General features: G+C 51.1%; 17 protein-coding genes and 3 pseudogenes. 1 reads left to right on the forward strand and 19 read right to left on the reverse strand.

Annotated elements, in window-relative coordinates:
- Positions 1–116 precede the first annotated feature (116 nt).
- The 17 genes and pseudogenes from H8S64_RS11375 to H8S64_RS11450 all read right to left on the reverse strand — a co-directional run.
- Positions 117–311: pseudogene (locus tag H8S64_RS11375) on the reverse strand (ArdC family protein); the annotation flags it as partial.
- A gap of 5 nt (positions 312–316) precedes the next feature.
- Complete coding sequence (locus H8S64_RS11380) at positions 317–928, reverse strand: hypothetical protein (RefSeq protein ID WP_186976179.1); 612 nt, start codon at positions 926–928, stop codon at positions 317–319.
- A gap of 83 nt (positions 929–1,011) precedes the next feature.
- Complete coding sequence (locus H8S64_RS11385; protein ID WP_186976180.1) at positions 1,012–1,188, reverse strand: hypothetical protein; 177 nt, start codon at positions 1,186–1,188, stop codon at positions 1,012–1,014.
- A gap of 12 nt (positions 1,189–1,200) precedes the next feature.
- Positions 1,201–2,757 carry a glucosaminidase domain-containing protein gene (locus tag H8S64_RS11390; protein WP_186976181.1) on the reverse strand — a complete coding sequence of 519 codons (1,557 nt, stop codon included), beginning with the start codon at positions 2,755–2,757 and terminating at the stop codon, positions 1,201–1,203.
- A gap of 11 nt (positions 2,758–2,768) precedes the next feature.
- Positions 2,769–5,030 (reverse strand): MutS N-terminal domain-containing protein, encoded by a 2,262-nt coding sequence (locus tag H8S64_RS11395; RefSeq protein ID WP_186976182.1) that lies wholly within the window; start codon positions 5,028–5,030, stop codon positions 2,769–2,771.
- A 27-nt stretch (positions 5,031–5,057) separates the two neighbouring features.
- Positions 5,058–5,723: pseudogene (locus H8S64_RS22910) on the reverse strand (hypothetical protein); the annotation flags it as partial.
- Positions 5,724–5,959: 236 nt separating this feature from the next.
- A pseudogene (locus H8S64_RS22915) lies at positions 5,960–6,878 on the reverse strand (hypothetical protein); the annotation flags it as partial.
- 9 nt (positions 6,879–6,887) lie between these two features.
- On the reverse strand, positions 6,888–7,169 hold the full coding sequence (locus H8S64_RS11405) for a hypothetical protein (protein WP_186976184.1): 282 nt from the start codon (positions 7,167–7,169) through the stop codon (positions 6,888–6,890).
- Positions 7,170–7,192: 23 nt separating this feature from the next.
- Positions 7,193–8,023, reverse strand: coding sequence for a M23 family metallopeptidase (locus H8S64_RS11410; RefSeq protein WP_186976185.1), 831 nt, complete (start codon positions 8,021–8,023; stop codon positions 7,193–7,195).
- Positions 8,024–8,048: 25 nt separating this feature from the next.
- Positions 8,049–8,714 carry a hypothetical protein gene (locus H8S64_RS11415; RefSeq protein WP_186976186.1) on the reverse strand — a complete coding sequence of 222 codons (666 nt, stop codon included), beginning with the start codon at positions 8,712–8,714 and terminating at the stop codon, positions 8,049–8,051.
- Between the two features lie 12 nt (positions 8,715–8,726).
- A complete protein-coding gene (locus tag H8S64_RS11420; protein ID WP_186976187.1) occupies positions 8,727–9,410 on the reverse strand; it encodes a hypothetical protein in 684 nt (227 codons plus the stop codon).
- A gap of 13 nt (positions 9,411–9,423) precedes the next feature.
- Complete coding sequence (locus tag H8S64_RS11425; protein ID WP_186976188.1) at positions 9,424–10,131, reverse strand: hypothetical protein; 708 nt, start codon at positions 10,129–10,131, stop codon at positions 9,424–9,426.
- Positions 10,112–10,606, reverse strand: coding sequence for a PH domain-containing protein (locus H8S64_RS11430; RefSeq protein WP_186976189.1), 495 nt, complete (start codon positions 10,604–10,606; stop codon positions 10,112–10,114). The genes H8S64_RS11425 and H8S64_RS11430 overlap by 20 nt, the downstream gene beginning before the upstream one ends.
- Complete coding sequence (locus H8S64_RS11435; protein ID WP_117703397.1) at positions 10,603–11,991, reverse strand: toprim domain-containing protein; 1,389 nt, start codon at positions 11,989–11,991, stop codon at positions 10,603–10,605. The genes H8S64_RS11430 and H8S64_RS11435 overlap by 4 nt, the downstream gene beginning before the upstream one ends.
- A 3-nt stretch (positions 11,992–11,994) precedes the next feature.
- On the reverse strand, positions 11,995–13,566 hold the full coding sequence (locus tag H8S64_RS11440) for a hypothetical protein (RefSeq protein WP_186976190.1): 1,572 nt from the start codon (positions 13,564–13,566) through the stop codon (positions 11,995–11,997).
- Between the two features lie 24 nt (positions 13,567–13,590).
- Positions 13,591–13,815: a hypothetical protein gene (locus tag H8S64_RS11445; RefSeq protein ID WP_117703399.1), complete on the reverse strand. Its 225-nt coding sequence runs from the start codon at positions 13,813–13,815 to the stop codon at positions 13,591–13,593.
- Positions 13,816–13,834: 19 nt separating this feature from the next.
- Positions 13,835–14,593: a DUF4099 domain-containing protein gene (locus H8S64_RS11450; protein ID WP_186976191.1), complete on the reverse strand. Its 759-nt coding sequence runs from the start codon at positions 14,591–14,593 to the stop codon at positions 13,835–13,837.
- Positions 14,594–14,813: 220 nt separating this feature from the next.
- Between H8S64_RS11450 and H8S64_RS11455 the strand changes: the two genes are divergently transcribed.
- Positions 14,814–15,494, forward strand: coding sequence for a M23 family metallopeptidase (locus tag H8S64_RS11455; protein ID WP_186976192.1), 681 nt, complete (start codon positions 14,814–14,816; stop codon positions 15,492–15,494).
- On the opposite strand, the gene H8S64_RS11460 is transcribed toward H8S64_RS11455, so the two are convergent.
- Entirely contained in the window at positions 15,486–16,493 is a 1,008-nt protein-coding gene (locus H8S64_RS11460; RefSeq protein ID WP_186976193.1) for a nucleotidyl transferase AbiEii/AbiGii toxin family protein, read from the reverse strand. The genes H8S64_RS11455 and H8S64_RS11460 overlap by 9 nt on opposite strands.
- Positions 16,490–17,098, reverse strand: a complete 609-nt coding sequence (locus H8S64_RS11465; RefSeq protein ID WP_186976194.1) for a DUF6088 family protein — start codon at positions 17,096–17,098, stop codon at positions 16,490–16,492. The genes H8S64_RS11460 and H8S64_RS11465 overlap by 4 nt, the downstream gene beginning before the upstream one ends.
- Positions 17,099–17,142 lie beyond the last annotated feature (44 nt).

The following is a 17,142-nucleotide window of genomic DNA, read 5'->3' on the forward strand; positions in this document are numbered from 1 at the left end:
CTGTTTTCACCTTTTGCTTTCGCTCGGGGCTTATTCAGTTGGGAGTAGAACATATTGTATCCTATTCTAATCTCTTGCCACAGAGATATTTACTATGCGACCATTCTGGACGCACGCATAAAAGCGTTCATGCCGTTATACTCGCGCCCTGAAAGATTTTTCGGCCATTGCAACGCGCCCTCGGTGAACCAAGGCTTTTTCCAGTCCTTACGGATGCTCTCGATTTTCTCGATCATCATTTCCGCGAACAGGTCAAGAGCCTTATCCTCGCTGTTAGGCCCGTCGGCATTCTTTTTTCTGTACCCAGCCATAAGTGTTACTGATTGTGGTTAGACGAATCCGACACATGCTGCGTAAGTTCTTCTACTTTGCAAGACAGGTTGATTTTACCGTTGTGTGCCGACAGGTTCATTTCCCCTTTGGCGTCCACCTTCACACCGGACTGCAACCACTCCTCACGTTCGTAACCGAAACAGAAGAAGCGCACCCACTGGTACTCGAAGCCGTTCTCGACCTTCTCCGCACTGAATGCCGAGAACACCGTGTAGGGATGTTCTTTCTTATCCTTTTTTTCCTCGATGTTCTGACCCACCTTACCACGAAATACCAGTTCGCCCTTGATACCATCCGCGTCATCCGCCGAAGCATTGCACACCTCATTGGCGAAAAGGTTGAAATAGAGTTTCTCACTCCGGCGTTTGAGATACATCGTACCCTTCACTTCGACATGCGAGCCGTTCCGATAGCCGGCGGTCTCTTCCTGACTGCCGTCCTTGCGGACATCCACCTCGATATTCATATTCTGGCCGCCCGTTCCCGGAACCGTGACCTTGAGCGGAAAGGTCAGAAATGCCTTTCCATCCTTGTTCGTGCGCATCGACGCATCGCGGCTGATAATGCCGCATACCGTAACATTACATTTAATCATCTGTTTTCTGTCTTTAATGATACATGGATCATCCGACAAGTGAGACATGGGGTTTATTGATGTTGAACTATGGAAGCATGGGACTAATCGGGAGCGCGTATCATCGCCCAGACTATCCATCCGGCGATAACCAGTTGCACGCCCACGATAACAAGCGTCGCTATCCATCCGAACAGATGATAGCAGAACAGGACGTGCTGGGCAAGAATGGAAATCCCTGCCAGACATTTGCATAGCTGTATCATCACGCATTTTATCATATCGCCACGCCTTTATCTTCTCAGGTTCTCCGTCTGACCCTGTTGTTGGGACATCCCTTGCTCGAAATTCTGTGAGGCCGCCTCCGACAGGATAATCGTGTTCAGCATACCGGCAATACGCATCCGTCTGGTCTCCTCCGGAAGAGCGTGATTGTTCAACGTGGCCGACAACCGGCTCAGTTCGGCGGCAGTCAGCTCACGTGAGACACGCAGTTCTCCATTGTCCACCCGTAGAATGGCTTTGCCGTTTTCGCCGATGGTCAGGTCACAGTTTTTCATGTTCGGTAACAACGGCTTCAAGTCGATGTTCCGGGAGTCCATAGCCACCGATATTGCCGCTTTCTGCTCTTCCTCGTTCCGATTGTCAATCTGTGTTGCCAGAAGCATCAGGGAGGCGAAAGCGGTCATAGCCATTTCCACAATCGGGTCGTTGCATCCCGACAAGCCCACGCCGCTGTCCTCCGAGGAGAGCAGTTTCTTCATCCATCCGTCAGGTGAAAGATTCTTGTCGGCCGACAACTCTTCAGTTCCCTTATATTTGGCAAGCAGGTCATTGCCGTTGTGCAGCATTTGTTGTTTGAGCTGTCCCTTTTGGGCGATTTCCGCCAGATACGCTGCTGGGTCTATGTCACGGCGTGTCCCGTCAGCATAAATGTTCGCCACACCGAAGTGCAGATGCTCACCCGTTGTCCGTGTCCCTGTGTTGCCAGATATGCCGAGCCGCCCACCGGCTTGAACCAAATCGCCGACTTTTACGGAAACCTCGCGTAGGTGCATATAGGTACATTGTACCTTGCTGCCATCGGCACGGGCATATTCCACCGTCAGCGACTTACCGCCGGGCGTGTTCTTATTGTGATTGACGGCTATAACTTTGCCGCCATTCTCCGTTGCCAGTACTGTGTCGCCATTACACCGTATATCGACACCCTTGTGCATCTGCTGTTTTGTACCGTCCATCGGGTCTTGCCGCATACCGAAAGGTGAGGTCACGAAAAGGAACTCTTTGCGTTCGACAGGGAACGAGTAGCTGTTTGCATTCGTCACCTCTCCGGATGCACGGAGCGGATTGTTCTCTACACCGAACTTTCTGCCTTGAGCTGCCATCTCCTGCATGACCAACCGGTCATACTGCTGCAAGCCGTTCTGTTCGATGATTTTTTGCAGATTCTCGGCGTACCTGCCACCAGTGGCGTAACCGGCCTTCTCGATGCTTTGTGCCCAGCCCTTATAATCGTCCGGGGACAGCTTGAAGCAACCGGCATAGCGGCTGTTCTCCTTCAAAAAACGGGAGTGGTGTTCGTATGAATCGCCCACGCTGTCATAGCTGCAAAATTTTTCGTCGGGTTTGTCGTCCGAATACAGACTGTATCTGCCGCCTTCGGCAATCCATGAAGGCGTGGCCTTAATACCGAAGTGGTTGTTCTCGTTCTGTGCCAGCCGACTCCTTCCGTTGCTGCTCTCCAAAATTCCTTGCGCCAATGTCACCGAAGCGGGTATTCCGTACCTGCGCATCTGTTCCATTGCATACTCCGCATACTGCTGTGCATATTCCTGATTTCTGCTCATACTATTTCTCCTTATCTACGAATCCCCCGATGTGTTTCCTGCTCGATGTCTTGTTGTTCTGCAGCTTGTTCACAGATAGCGACACGCTGGCCGGCACGCACGAGTTTGGGCAGATGGCTGTCAAGTTCTTCCTTCGGGAACTCTGCGGAAGACGAGAAGCCACGTTCCGGATTTTCTTTTATCGCGATACCCAATACCTCCGCACCCTTTACGGCATCCTCATTATAGAGCCGGTACACATCACCTGTGCGGATCAGTTGCAGGGCATCGGGGTGTTGTGCCTTGAGCTTGTCCCAGAACTGACGCTGTACGGAAACCTTTTCTTCGTTTTTCGTCTCCTCCGTATGATTTTCCACCACCGTCTCATTCTGGTGTTGTACATTTTCTTCCTGTTTCTGTTCTCTGACTGACTGCCCCCTTTGCAGTACGTCAGCAAACAGCGTGGCAGCCAGATGGCGTTTATATTCGTTTTTGTCTTCCGCCACCCACATCCGCTGCCATTGCTGCGGAGTAACGCTGCGGGGCTGCAGCTTCTGTCCGTCTATGGTTGCCACACACTGAATACCGTCCTGCTTGGTTTTGAAGACGGACACACGTTGAATCCGGTTCAGGTCAATTTCCGGTGTCGGGCTGCCGAACAAATCCACTTTCAGGTCGGGTTTGACCTCTGCCAAAGCGTAATACTTGTATGCCAGTTCCATGCGCACCTTGTCGAGGTTATCCATCGCCTGCTTGAGCGTGGAGAAAAAACGGTTCACGTCCTCCTTGTCGGGATATACGCTGTACCCGTTCTTGTTTTCGGGCTTGATATAAAGTGCCCAGCGGTTCTTGTCATCCTGAATCATTTGCACGGCATCGAAACCGACCTCGTTCGCCCGTTTGACGGCTGATGACACATCCAGCGTGGAGAGCATTTCCAACGTGCGGTTCTTTAACCGGGCCAATGTTACCAATTTCTCTGCAAAGTAACCGTCATCTGGTCTGTACCCCAATGCACCATTGTTATTATAAAAATGCACCTGCTCGATTCCCTCTTTCTGCAAAGCCCGTTCGATACGTCCTTTGTTCATGCCAGGAATCTCGTTGTTCGTCTCTGTGGAAGCTCCGGCTGGCAGGATGACATCCGCAGATTTATTCTGCCGGTCGATGACGAGGACGATACTTTTTGCCTCTTTGTCGGGATGGCGACTTATTTCGTTCGCCACGAAATAGTGCTTGGGCATCTGCTCCTGCATGGTCGATGTCTGCCGTCTGTTACGCATCGTAGCATACTCGATTTTCTCGCCACGTTCCGCCTTGCGGATGGCTTCGAGCGCATTGTTCACATCGCTTTCGAGCGCATCCATCAGGCATGGATTCTCCTTGAACTCCCGACACCAGTAGTCTACCGTCTTAAGGCTTTCATCGGACAGGCGGGCAGGCAGTCCCAGCTCTAACATTTTGATTCCGGAAGCCACTTCCACGACAAGCCGTTCGTATTTCACCGCATCCTCCGATGGAGCCGTGCCGTTTTTCATCACCATGCCTTCCCGTGCAAGCCGTTGCTGGTGTCCCGTAGCACTCACGATCTGCCGCAACGCTTCCTGCACATAGTCGTGGTAATGCACGAAATCCTTTTGGCGCGGCATATAGACCGCATCTTTGTCCGTCTCGTAATGAGGGACGCCGCTGCCGTCCGAGCGCACGGGAACGAGATTGTCCCGCATTTTCTGCAGAAAATCATTGAACAGGCTGCGTAGCCGGCGGTTGTCAGCTTCGGTGTAGCCTCTTTCTTGGGCAGTACCGTCCTGTGCCACCGCTTCCTCGTAACCTTCCTTGTCCACGTATGGCTGTGTCGTTTGGTCGATATTGAAAAGCGTGCGGATCTCCCGGTTATGGATACCCTTGAACTGCGCTTTCTGCTTTTCACTTAATTGAAGATAGGCAGTACGGTCGATGGTCTCTTCCGGATTGTTCCGATTGACGTATTTGTTCCAGTTGTAGAAAAGGAACGGGACACCCTGCTCATGCTCCCTTACCGCCGTGCCTCGCGCCTTGGCATCAGTGTAGAGCGTGAACAGGTTGGTTTTGCAACCGTATCTGTCCGAATGCAACGCCATGAACAGTGCATTGAACGGGCTGGCGGATACCCCCTGCGGATAGAGGCGCGGAAATTTCTTACCCGAAGCGTTCAGCCAGTGCCCTCCGGCGTTCGATGCCTCACTCAAAGCCTTGGACAGCAAGTCGATTTGCTTCTCCTCGGCTTTCTTTTCGATTGATGACTTTTCTTTCATATAATTATGCGTTTATTGTTCGTGAAATTATTGGATGCCTCGCGTGCGCACGATGGTTTCCTGCTGTCCGTCATCGTAATTCTGCGATGCAATCCGGCGAAGCTGGTCACTTTTGGCAAGCACGGCGTTGGCCAACGTATTCAATGGTAAAGCCCCGTTACGGTAGGCATCTGCAACGGTCGGTGTAAGTTGGATAGTATATGGAACACGGTCTATTGTGGCGATAAGCGTGCTCCCTTGAAGAATCGGATTTATGATGCGTGGATTCAACGGCTCATCCGCATAGCGTCGGTACTGTACATCGTTTCCGGCAACCGCCTGTAGTTTTCCCTCTACTCTCCCTTGTAAAGCCTCGTGTCCTGCTTTGTTCAGCAAATTCATGCCGCCCAGACCAACAAGGAGCATTTTCAGCAATGGATTACGCACGAACATACCCGCCACGATACTCGCTATCGGTAACAGGTTATCCCCAAAACGCAACGATTGTGTCTTTCCAGTAAATGCCCCCAACAAAATGTCCGGTAACATAGCCATGACATATCCGAGGTTACCCGTGATATCGCTCATACCATCCAGTCCCAACGTACCGAGCAATCCACTCCATCCGTTCGTGTTGGCCTGATCCGTCTGTTTTCCCGGTATGTTTTTTTCTGGAGAAATAACGGGCTGTGGTTCCTCAGTTTCCACCTTTTCCTTCTGTTCCGCTTCCGGTTGCATCTGCTCCGACTTGAGCTTGGCCGCCGTACCGTTCATTTTCGCTAAATCGTTCAAGTAGGCTTCTTCCTGTCCCGGTGCGACAACCAGAGGCACGTTCTTGTGGTGTGTATCTTTCCCTTGTTCCTTTTCATTGAATCCGCTTATCTTAAATTCACGAAACCCGTTTATCCCGAAAGGATTGTCGTTCCATGAGTGCATCCATCCTGAAAAATCAAAGTTCAAAACAGGTATTTTTTTCTTTAATTGGTCATTGGTCGCTGTTATAAGCTCGCTCTTTCCGGTCTGTATTGTTGCCGCTTCCTTACGGAAACCATCAAATACATTTCGTTCGCTGCCGAACACTCCCTTGCTGATGCACTGCTCTACAGAGAGCGTTTCATGTTTCTTCGGCTCGAAACGCGAGGCAACTGCCGATATTGCCACGTCCGCACCAATGAACTTGGCGAGTGATGCCCACGAACCCACACCGCCCATCATAACAGCATCCGCCGATGCGCCCAGTACGTGTCCGGCTCCTTTTTCCAGTTTGCTGGGGCGGTAGGCCGCTTCTCCACGAGCTTCAATCTCTTCGGCAAGCGGCGAACGGCTCAACGTTTGCGACAGTCCGAGAAGGCTCGACTGCGCCGCCTTTCGTATGATGTAGTCGGCCGAGGACTTGGGCATACGCTCCTTGACCAGTTTGTCAATCATCAGTTGTTCCACACGGTAGTCCATGTATGCGTAGGCAAGGTCACCGCCGAGCTGTTCGGACAAGGCCTCGTACCGTGCCCGCCCCACCTCCTGCACGACGGAATCGCGCCATTTCCCGGCCAGATATGCAAGATCCTGCTGTATATCGGTAGCCTTGGAGATCTTCTCCTTGCACATTACAATGTAATCTTCTGTTGTTTTCGAGTTCCATTCGCCCGTAACTTTGAGTACCTGATAAGGGTCGCTCATCGGCTGTGCCGAAGACGCCATCATGCTCAGTATGCCGCCCAAAGAGGTGGAATACTCCTTCATTTCCTCGCCTTGTTTCTTCGTGAGATAAGCCTGTGTCTTCGACATGACGGGTGCGAGGTGGCACTGGAAATAGTCGCTCACAAGGCGTTCTATCTCCGCAAATTGCCGGCTATGCTTGATTCCATCCATATAGTATCCTTATATATTTATTTGTTTCAACAGTTGTTCTTTCGTCTGCTCGATGGCGTTGTGATAAACCTCCATCTGGCGTGGGAAGAACTCTTCCAGCCATTCGTCCTTTTCGATGTTGTCATGTATGAAGCGTATAGCCTGTTCCCGTTCTATCTCTACAGAGGTTTCACCCTCTTCACGGTTATTGAACCATGCTTTCGTCCACCACCGCACACCTGCCCGGTCGGGATATACCGAAACAATCCTCGGTATATCGAAACTCTGTATGTCGATATCCAGTTCCGCCAACGGGTCAATGAGACCGCCGAACGTTACGGCTTCGTCATAAAGTTTTTTTTTACGTCACCGCCCATTGAGGGGAGGTAAACCTCATGCCGCAAGGCGAGATAATTCAGGAAGTCCCCGATGAGCAGGTTCTGCACCTTGCAAGCGAGAGGCATGGCTTTATGTCCCAGTCCGAGCGGATTGGCCATACTCGGTATATTCTCGTAGAAATACTCCTTCATCGCGCCCATCGTGAAGATATGGCGGAGTGATTGTTCCGTATGTTCGGGCAGTTTGTATGCTCCACGTCGCAAATCCTCCATGTAATACGGCAAGAAACGTAGCATCAGTTCTTCTATTTCCCTCTTATCCTTTTCATAATCAGTCTGGAATGCCATGCCCGAATCGAATGAAGAATCCGTATCGTATCCTCCCGCCTGACGCATTGCCCGGATATTCCCGTACAGCATGGTCAGGAACTCCAACGGGTTCAGCTCCTCGTCTTTGAAGCGGACTTCAAGATGCAACTTCTCACCGCTCAGGGCTACGGTCTGTCCAGCCTTGACCCGCTGCCCGAATTGGGCAAAGATGTTCGACAAGTGCCCGTATGTCACTTCATACGCTCCATAACGGATGGTCTGGCAGATGCCGTGTACAGGGTCGTTGCCCACGCCCGACACGATACCGCTTGCTATGGCCGAAAGCATATAGCACCGCACGTTGAAGTCGATGCCGTGATGAAAGAATTTCTCTCCCGTAGCGGAATCCGTCTGCTCGCCGTAACCGAGCGACAGCTCCACGTCCTTTCCCTGCGGTTCCTCGAAAGGCATACAGTAGCCGCTCTCGGAGTGCAGGATCATTTCTTCTGTATATTTCATTCTTTATTATCGTTGGTTCGTTATACTATCTTCTCATCCCTCCGCTATGGTTTTGTTCCTCGACCGGAACGGACGGTGATTGCCCTCTCGCTACGCTCTCCGGAACCGATGTGCGAAAGATACCAGCATTATTGCCGATAAGCATCATGCCGAGGAACGCGCCTGCAATCTTGCCTAACCATCCGAAGCGTCCGAATATGAGGAATGCGGCGGCGATTAACCCCGCAATACTCAGTCCAGACACGTTGCCGCTGCCGAGGTTGCGGAAGAAGTTGCCGAACATATCGGAGAGACCGCCGCCGGAAGCTCCGCGCAGAAAATTCGATACACCGTCCAGTTTGTTGTCGATACCGGCCACCGCACCGCTTACCGCACTGACCGCTTCCCCGGCTTTGTCTTTAATCTCACGCACATTGTCTGCCGTGCCTGCGATAGCGTCAGTGACGGATTCGCCGACAACGGCATCACTCACGATACGGACAACGCTTTTGTCGGAGGTCAGCTTTTCCCAACCCACATAACCGACCGCTCCACCGATGGTTGCGGTCTTGACGGCCTGACCTGCGCCACGTAATGTCTGCGAGGGGGTCAGTATTGCCTTGCCCACACTCTTGCCGGTTGCTGTTGTTGCCGTACCGACACCTTTTGCGGCCTTGCCGCCGTATTTCAATACTGTGTTCCAGAATCCCATATCTCTCTTTTTTTAAGGCCTTACATTTCTTCCTATCTGCCGCCAGCGTCTTTTGGCCGCTTCCACGATGTCCCGTTTGTCGGTGACGGGGCGGGAACCTTCGTCAATCTCCCGCCATATATCGCCCATCGTGGTATATTTCACCGCCTTAGTGAGCCGTTGCAGTTTCTTGTTCATCATCTTGAGTTTCGGACGGATGCCGAAGACGATTTCCATGCGCTCCTTTTCCGTCATCTTGTTATCCGACAGGCACGCCATACGGATGTCATTCACGATTTCCACACTATTCATAATCAGTTCCCGGTAAATTCGATTCCGTTGCGTCGAGAGAGCAACTGCCAACGCATTGGGACTGTTTCGGCTTACCTGCCTGGTAAAGTCGCCCATGTTGTCCGTCAGCTTTGATATTTCATGGTAGAACCCGTAAATCTGCGCTGCATAGCAGACAATCGAGCGGAAGGAGTCCAGATAATTGTTGAACTCCCGTTGCAGGTCGGTCGTGGCTTTCACTTCCTCTTTCGTCCATAGATGGCCGGTGGTCTGCATCAGCATGACCTTTTCCTGATTTTTCAGCTCTTTTTCAGCCTTATCGGTATAGAGCAGAATCATACCGGCAAGCACGGGGTCGTTCTGCGCCTGCACCTTGCTGATACCGATGCACAGCAATAGAATACCTATCCAAATTGTCCGTTTCATCTTCGGTTTCATTTTATCGTACAAGGGCGGCTGCCCTGCGCCAACGAGACATGGCCATGCGTGCCGCTTCCCCGTTATTGCGGTCGAGCATCCCGGCCGTCACATTATTCCATAAATCATTAAGAGTATAATACCGTATGCTCAGATAGAGCAGGTGCAATTTCCGGTTGAAAGCGGAAAACTTGTCGTTCAATGCCCACAGTGTCTTGCTGCGTTCTGCGCCCGTGAGCATATTTTCATTGCCACCCTTGGCTACCGCTTCATTCAGGAGCGTGAAGACCGAAACCAGTTCCGTCGCCGTTTCGATATACAGGTTGTTCATACTCATGCCGGCGATGATGCCTTGCGGATTATTCCGGATGGCTTTGCCCAGTTTTCCCAGCGTAATGAAGATTCTCACGCCGTCATTATATAGGTGAGTGCAGGCTTTCAGTGACGACGCATAACCGCTGGCCGTCTTGAGATAGCTGTTGTACTGCTTCTCCCATTTGTGGATGCGGTTAAACTCGGCGGCGATGCTGTTCTGCAGCAATGCCGTCTGCGTCTGACCCTTTATCTGCTTCTCAATTTGGCCGTTTATCACCTCGTTGCCCTCTGCCAACGCCATCCATTCCAACGGATTGGACGCCGCGATCTGTGCCTTTGCCGCTTGTGGTAGCAAACCGGCAAGCAACGCCACAAGCACGGCTATGATATGCTGATTAGTGATTCGTAATCTCATAAATTCCCTTTTTTCGTTTATTGTATTCGACCCGTTCGCGGATGAGCCTCACAACATCAAGATTGCGCCTGATACCGACCAAATCAAGCCGGGTCGTGTTCCTGTCCGTTGAGAAGATGCGTACCGTCTTCAATCCGCAAAGCTGTTGCATGAAGCTCTGGTGTTCCACAAAATCCACGATGCGGTATTGCTCCATATAGTCCGTCTTTCGGGACAATACTCCGTGTTTACTGATAATCTGCTCGCTGCCTATATAATAGCGTGTCCGACGCAGATAGATGAGCCGGTACAGCAGCACAAGGGAGAGCAAAACGGCGACCCATACGGCAAAAGCGGTGAAAGGTCGTCCCTCCATTCCTCCGTAAATCCATCCTGCGGCACACACGATAATGGCTGGCAGTTCGTCAATGACGAATTGTATCCGGTGCGGTTGCAGCACGATACTCTGAAAGCGTATGGGCTGGTTGGGCATCATCGGTGAAAACGTGTTTGTTGTTCTTCCTCTGATTGTTGCTCTCGTGTCAGCGTTTCATCGACCGATTCTTCCTGTTTCTGTTCAGACAGCAGTTGCTCATTCCAGTCCTTGTTTGGATAGGTCGGTTGTTCGCGGACACAGGATATATCCTTTGCTTTGTCCAGACCGAGAAACTCCCGTAGTCCATCACGGAACTCCTTGTAATGCTTGTTCATTACATCCACCTGATCCTGTATATCGTCCGGATGGCAGAGACCGCTCGAACGCATGGACATGGCTTCTTCCCAAGCGGATTCGTACTTTCCATAACTCGACTGCAATTCCTTGGGTAATTGTTCGATGTCGCCACTGTCCAAGTCCTTGTCATTCGGGACAGTATCAAGATAGGGCTTGCGTTCGGGTGTTTCCTCGATAATGGAACGAACCACCCGACATTTTTCATCCATCAGGTTTTTGGTAAAATCCATTCCCGCAAGGTCGGTATCGAAGCAGATGTGCTGCCGGGCAGGAAGAGTGGCAGAAAGCACACCGCGCATCTGTTCGACCGTCGGGTTGCCACCTGTAGATACGAATACCGCTTTGCGCAAATCCTTGTTCTGGGCCTGATGAAGTTGGTAATAAGCCATTGCGTCGTAGGCGCTCTCGAACCAGTAGATATGCTTGGCTGCCGAAAGAGGTGTCCGAGCAGGGCTGGCGATCCACAGACCTTGGCTCGAATTGCTCCCCTCGGCTTTGCCTTTGTAGCTGCCGCTGCCGTCCATGCGCTGCCGTCCGCGTTCCTCAAAGCCAACAACCGTCCCGTCACCCTGCGGAAGTGTCATGTGAAACGACAGGTTGGTGTACTGCGTGCCGTCTGCGCGATGCTTCGTTGCCAAACAGAAATCCCGATGAAAGGCATATTGCGTGTAAAGGTCGATGCCCCGATGCTTGAAGAAAGGATAGAACTTCTTTTGCGTCGCCCGATCCTGCGGATTGAACTTATGGATGTCATAGTCCTCTATATTGAATGGCTTGATGTCCTTTTGGGGACGGACAATCCGTGTTTCCCGTTCCGCTATGGGATGGTTCAGCAACCGGTTGCATACGAGATTCACAAGCCTGTCCGGAGAAATGCCTGCATGGTATTCCGCAAAGAAATGCGGATGTTCCTTGATAAAGGAAATGATATTATATGATTTCTGCTGTTGCGGTTTGAAACAGCACTTGCCCTGCTGCGTCACGATGAACTTGTCGTTGCGGATGCGCCGTCCGTCGCTGTCTAACCGGACATACGAGGGATAGCGCAAACCGTCTCGGCGGTTCAGGTGGTAACCGGCATCTATAAGCACATCCTGAATGTTCAGCCTGCTTAAAAAATCGTTATAAGTCAGTTCGCCCTCTCTCATATTCTACCTCCCCATTCTCATGTCATTGACTTCCCGGTTCATCTCTGCCTCGAAGCATCGGATGGCCACATCCCTCGGCGTATCGACACCGGGCTTGAAGTAAGGGCGTGGAGGGCCGCCGAAACGTTCACCATAGAACTCCGACGCATGGTGATGATGGTGGAAGCCGTGTGCAACATCCGCTGCGACCACCGCACCTGCGGTCAGGGCGGCAAAGATTTTCGTGCCGATGCCTCTCTGCGCTTCCGGGCGTGTCTTCATGTCCACCTCGTTGAAAATCTTGGAAAAGAGTTTCATTCGATGATAGTCGTCCACCGCGAGAAATTTGTTGTAGTCCCGTTGAGTTATCTCGTGGCTGATAACTTGTCCGTCTATAACGGCGGTCATTTTATATTTTCCCTCTGTCTCTGCCGGTTGTACGGCTATCTCGCCGACTTCGACCTCCCGACCGTGTTTCTCTTCCCGATACCAGCCTTTACCATCATTTAGCAGCTGCAGGTCACGCCCGTCCACAGCCGCACCGATTCCGTTCTGCATATCCTCGTGCTGTACGACTGTTTCCTGCGGCATGAATAATTCTTGTTCCTGTCGTTGCCGGTGTTCCAAATCCCGCTGTACTTCAGGATGCAGGGCTACGGATATGCGATGCTCGCTGTCGAGATGCCCCATTGTTACCTTTTCGGCAAAATCGGCTCCAATAACGTTGTTCAGAATTTCCAGCCGTTTCTCGATGGGCTGCTCCTCGATGGAATTGGAGGTCAGCACGACAATCTCATCATCCGTCAGGTCGTACACCATGTCGGCTGAAGCCTTTTCGGATTGTACGGTAAGCGTCCGTGCCTCGGTATCGACGATAAGACCGTGAGAAGCAAGGCACTCCTGCCATTTCTCGTTGGAAAAATAGACCGGAGAGGTAATCAGTTCCTTGTAAGGCCGTGCCGGTTCCTGACTGCGTGGTCGGCTGACCATCGGCGTGATGACCGCCTGCAAGTCCTGCAGTACGTCTCGTTGTTGCAAAGGCTGCGTCTGTTGTCCTCCTTTGTAGTAGAATCCGTAGCCGCCCGATTGCAGTTCGCCGGGCTTCATGCGACCGTCCGGTCGTTCGGGGACGATGGATGGCCCCGGAAAGAAAAGCTGGCCACCGACCCTGCGCAGGTGGAAACCCCACTGATTGCGAGGTGTCCAGCCGAGAAACGGCGGGGGCATACCCAGCCGTCCCATGTGCCCGTATTCGCCGATGCCGATGCGGTAACCGTGCAGCCCCATCGCCACACGCCCGTTGGCATTGCGGGCATGTACGAAGTTCTTAGGCAGGTAAAAGTCCTTGGCAACGATGCTCGTAAGCACGTTGTAGGCTTTCTTGTTGGCCGTGTTCGTTCCCCAGTCTGTCAGAGCCAACATCTGACGTTCGGTAATCGGATAGACCAGCAACGGAGAATCATGCCCCTGCACGATCAGCCGGTAGCCCCCTCCGTCAAACGCAATATGGGCTTGCAGCCCGTTGCGCATCAGCATAGTGCGCATTTCGGGCTGCAAATCCATCTGCCGGGGATTGGTATTCGTTCGTATCGCCATAGTCTGATAGGATGATTGTTGTTATTATGCGTCGCCGCTTTCCATTGCCGCCTCCAATTGTTCATCCTTGTGGCGGACGAACGCGGCGGCGGAATCGTTGCAGACAGTCAGATTGTTTTGCCGGCAATAGCCGACATATTCTTCCTGCCATTCGGCGGAAAAATGATTGACGTAATCGAGCCAGCCGTACTCACCGCTCTGCATCTTCTCGATGAGCACCTCTTCGGGATAATATTCGTTTTGTGACATAGCTTATGAATTGATGGTTCTACTTGTGGAGTGCTGCCGCACGGTTACGTTCACCGCTTTTCTTCTGCTCGTTCCACATCTCTTCGGTGTAGTCCTCTTCCGAAACATAGTCCAGATTCCCGTCGTTATCCATTACCCAGCAGCCGTAACAACCGAAGGTGTACTTGTCCCACTCGCGCTTGGGCTGGTTGCGCCATTGCTGCGCATCACCCGAACAGAAACGGATGCCGGTCTTGGCGTGCAGGTCGATTCCCACAGTGGCAGGTTCATCGTCCACGACAACCGTCAGCGGTTCGCCATGCTGCATCCCGTTTATCTCCACCGCACCGAGGTGCATAACTTCGGCCAGCACCTTCAGGTTGCGTGCGATAATGGGCATGGGGACATACATCACCTGTTTCGTCCCGGTGTCGATCTGTACGAAAGCCTTGCTGCTTCGTCCGTCCGCCATCTCCACATCGGCGATAATCGCTTTACCTGCGAGCAACTGTTTCTGCTGCGCTTCGTCGTAACGTTCCAACGGCGAGGATTTCAGTGCCGGATAGAAGACCACATCCGCCTGACCGTTGTCCATGCGGATAATGGCGAAGCGGCTCCGGCTCTCGATTCGCTCACCCTTTTCATCAGTGATACGCACGGGAAGTACGGGGGAATGTCGTCCGTTGCAAATATCGTCCAATACGTGCATCGGCAAATCCTCGATCATCTCACGGGTAAGACCGAATCGTTCCAGTGCCGGGAAGGGTAATTCTTCAAACTCAAATTGTACTTTTTTCATACTATATTCATATTGTAAAATTATACTTCTACAAAGATAGTGTCACCTTATTTTGATAAGCAAAAAGCACAACTATATAAATGATTAGAATATAGTATTTTTATGATATTAGTACGATTTCGATGATATAATCGTACTAATTGACGTAAAAAACACAAAACAACAAGACAAAGAGAGGTAATTTATTTCCGCTATAAAGTGGACGTGGTAATTTTGCCGTATGAGAAAGATTTTACTGATGATAATATCGGGTGTCTCGTTCTGTACGATACCCGTTCACGCGCAATTCTGCACGATTGCCACGACACCCCAACGATACAAAGTGGAAGCCCTGCATGAGGATATGAAAAAGCCGGAGCCAATGCCCGGAAGCACGGTTCCCGTACAGGAAATGGCATCGGAAGTTTTAGGGGTGGCTGAAACTGCCGATGTCCGCAAGAAGATATGGATTGACCGTTATCTCAGCGTGTCTTATCCGCTGCGTCGCATCCGAATTACTTCCCCTTATGGCTATCGCAAAGACCCGTTTACCGGAAAGAGGAAGTTTCACGGAGGCATCGACCTCCATGCCCGAAGCGAAAAGGTATTGGTTATGTTGGACGGTGTGGTCGTGAAAGTCGGACAGGATAAAACTTCCGGCAAATACGTGACCTTGCAGCACGGAAATTACCTCATTAGCTATTGCCACCTCTCACGGGTGCTTGCTGTCAAAGGCGCGGTGGTTCATCCTCGTGATGTGGTCGGAATCACCGGCTCGACAGGTCGCAGTACGGGCGAACATCTGCATATCACTTGCAAACTCAATGGCGAAAGCATCAATCCCATGCTCTTGTTAGACTTTATCAAGGCCACGCAGCAGGAGTGCGTGTCGGCATTACTGCAAACCCAAAAATCAAATTGAACGGAATCTGGTCTGCAACTCCTCTATTTTTGAGATCAGTTGCTCGAATGTAAAATGCTCGCCGTATATCATAGACTCCTGCATGGCCTTATAGTCATCTTGCCATACTTTCAGCACTTCTTCAGGAGGCAACAGGACGATACGTTTGCGTATGTCGGGCGTATAGTCCACATCCTTGATGGAAGTGAACAGCTCCCTGTGATGGTGTATGGTGCTCCATAACTCGTCATCGCTGACGGCTTTTTGTGCAAAAGGCTCGTCCATCATTTTCATCAGATCGTAAAGATGGCGCGACTTGCGATTGGCATGGCGGCAACCGTTGGTAGTAAACAACTCGTGAAGCAGGAATGCTTTTTCCAAAAAGGTCTTTTCCGGTACGGCCGAGATGATATCCACATCCGCAACTGAAGTGTCTATCGTGGAATTTTTACTTACCAAAGACTTTACTTTTGCCTTGGTAGTAGGCTCGAACAACGACCGTGCACCAATTTCCAGCAATACCTCAGATTGCAAATAATCGGGGCCGGTATTCCCAAAGACCGATTCGTAAGCGATATGCACTTTGCGTGGTTCCGGATAGGTTGCATCCCCTTCGCCGTCCGGATCTGGCGTTATCGTGCAATGGTCAGCCAGACCTTTCTCATTGACGATTTCCTGCAAATCCATAGCAAAGACCTCCTTGACAAACAGCGATGATGCCTTACGCAGTTTCTTCAGTTGCTTTTTGGTCAAGTCACCTTCCAAGCCGAAAACGCTTCGGTCAATGGCAAGGTCGATGTCCTCCGAGAACCTGGAAATCAAATTCCACACCTTGCTCAAAGATGATCCGCCTTTGAAAACCAGCTTATCCGCATATGGTAATGTATAGACCGCTTGTAGAATCCCTGTTACCCAAATATCCTTTTCTATCGCCTTGGGGTCATCAATGCCCAACCGCAGACTGACTTGTTCGTAGATGGTACGGCGCGTATCCGCCGGAAGTTGCAGAAATTTATTCATAGTGCCTTCAATATTATAGAGCGAATCCATCCCGGAACAAGTTTCAAGTCCTCGGCAATCAGCTCTTGGGGTTCATTGGATAGTAATTGTTTGATGCGGTTGAGTTGTTCCTCACTCACGTTGCCTTGTCCCAGCCTCTGGAGGGCGAATGTAATCAGCATGATAAGTTCTGATTTGAAATTGAGCTTCTTGGGTACGACACGCTTGAAGAGAATACCTCTACCGTTATATATTTTTATTCTTCGGGATGTACCATCGGTGAAATAGACCGCATTCATCGGCACTTGTGTAGAGAGGCCGAGCTTGTTCAATGCAGCGTCCCCAGTAGGCACAATACGACACTTATCCCTTTGGGCAATGGCTTGTGCGACATCATCCACACTGGGATACACGATTCCGAAGCCGAACTCGGTATCGACTTTCGGCTTACAATAAATACCTCTTGCAAGACGGATTATCTTTCCGGACAACGTGATACGCTCAAAAACCTTGTTGATGGTCTTCTGCTCTCCCATATCCGCGAAATCACTTGCAAACAGTATAGCACCGTGCTTTTTCCTATTTATAACGGCAATTATCTTTTTATCAATGCTTTGAGCGGTCATTTTTATTGCTGTTTTGTCGTAAAAAACACACTTTTTTACGACAT

The sequence above is a fragment of the Butyricimonas hominis genome (assembly GCF_014287455.1).
Lineage (GTDB): Bacteria > Bacteroidota > Bacteroidia > Bacteroidales > Marinifilaceae > Butyricimonas > Butyricimonas muris.

Bases quoted from the DNA above. Each gene is read 5' to 3' on its own strand.
- H8S64_RS11465 (WP_186976194.1), bottom strand. From the start codon at position 17,098: ATGACCGCTCAAAGCATTGATAAAAAGATAATTGCCGTTATAAATAGG.
- H8S64_RS11435 (WP_117703397.1), bottom strand. From the start codon at position 11,991: ATGAGAGAGGGCGAACTGACTTATAACGATTTTTTAAGCAGGCTGAAC.
- H8S64_RS11415 (WP_186976186.1), bottom strand. From the start codon at position 8,714: ATGGGATTCTGGAACACAGTATTGAAATACGGCGGCAAGGCCGCAAAA.
- H8S64_RS11425 (WP_186976188.1), bottom strand. From the start codon at position 10,131: ATGAGATTACGAATCACTAATCAGCATATCATAGCCGTGCTTGTGGCG.
- H8S64_RS11460 (WP_186976193.1), bottom strand. From the start codon at position 16,493: ATGAATAAATTTCTGCAACTTCCGGCGGATACGCGCCGTACCATCTAC.
- H8S64_RS11385 (WP_186976180.1), bottom strand. From the start codon at position 1,188: ATGATAAAATGCGTGATGATACAGCTATGCAAATGTCTGGCAGGGATT.
- H8S64_RS11450 (WP_186976191.1), bottom strand. From the start codon at position 14,593: ATGAAAAAAGTACAATTTGAGTTTGAAGAATTACCCTTCCCGGCACTG.
- H8S64_RS11380 (WP_186976179.1), bottom strand. From the start codon at position 928: ATGATTAAATGTAATGTTACGGTATGCGGCATTATCAGCCGCGATGCG.
- H8S64_RS11390 (WP_186976181.1), bottom strand. From the start codon at position 2,757: ATGAGCAGAAATCAGGAATATGCACAGCAGTATGCGGAGTATGCAATG.
- H8S64_RS11420 (WP_186976187.1), bottom strand. From the start codon at position 9,410: ATGAAACGGACAATTTGGATAGGTATTCTATTGCTGTGCATCGGTATC.
- H8S64_RS11430 (WP_186976189.1), bottom strand. From the start codon at position 10,606: ATGATGCCCAACCAGCCCATACGCTTTCAGAGTATCGTGCTGCAACCG.
- H8S64_RS11440 (WP_186976190.1), bottom strand. From the start codon at position 13,566: ATGGCGATACGAACGAATACCAATCCCCGGCAGATGGATTTGCAGCCC.
- H8S64_RS11445 (WP_117703399.1), bottom strand. From the start codon at position 13,815: ATGTCACAAAACGAATATTATCCCGAAGAGGTGCTCATCGAGAAGATG.
- H8S64_RS11395 (WP_186976182.1), bottom strand. From the start codon at position 5,030: ATGAAAGAAAAGTCATCAATCGAAAAGAAAGCCGAGGAGAAGCAAATC.
- H8S64_RS11455 (WP_186976192.1), top strand. From the start codon at position 14,814: ATGAGAAAGATTTTACTGATGATAATATCGGGTGTCTCGTTCTGTACG.
- H8S64_RS11410 (WP_186976185.1), bottom strand. From the start codon at position 8,023: ATGAAATATACAGAAGAAATGATCCTGCACTCCGAGAGCGGCTACTGT.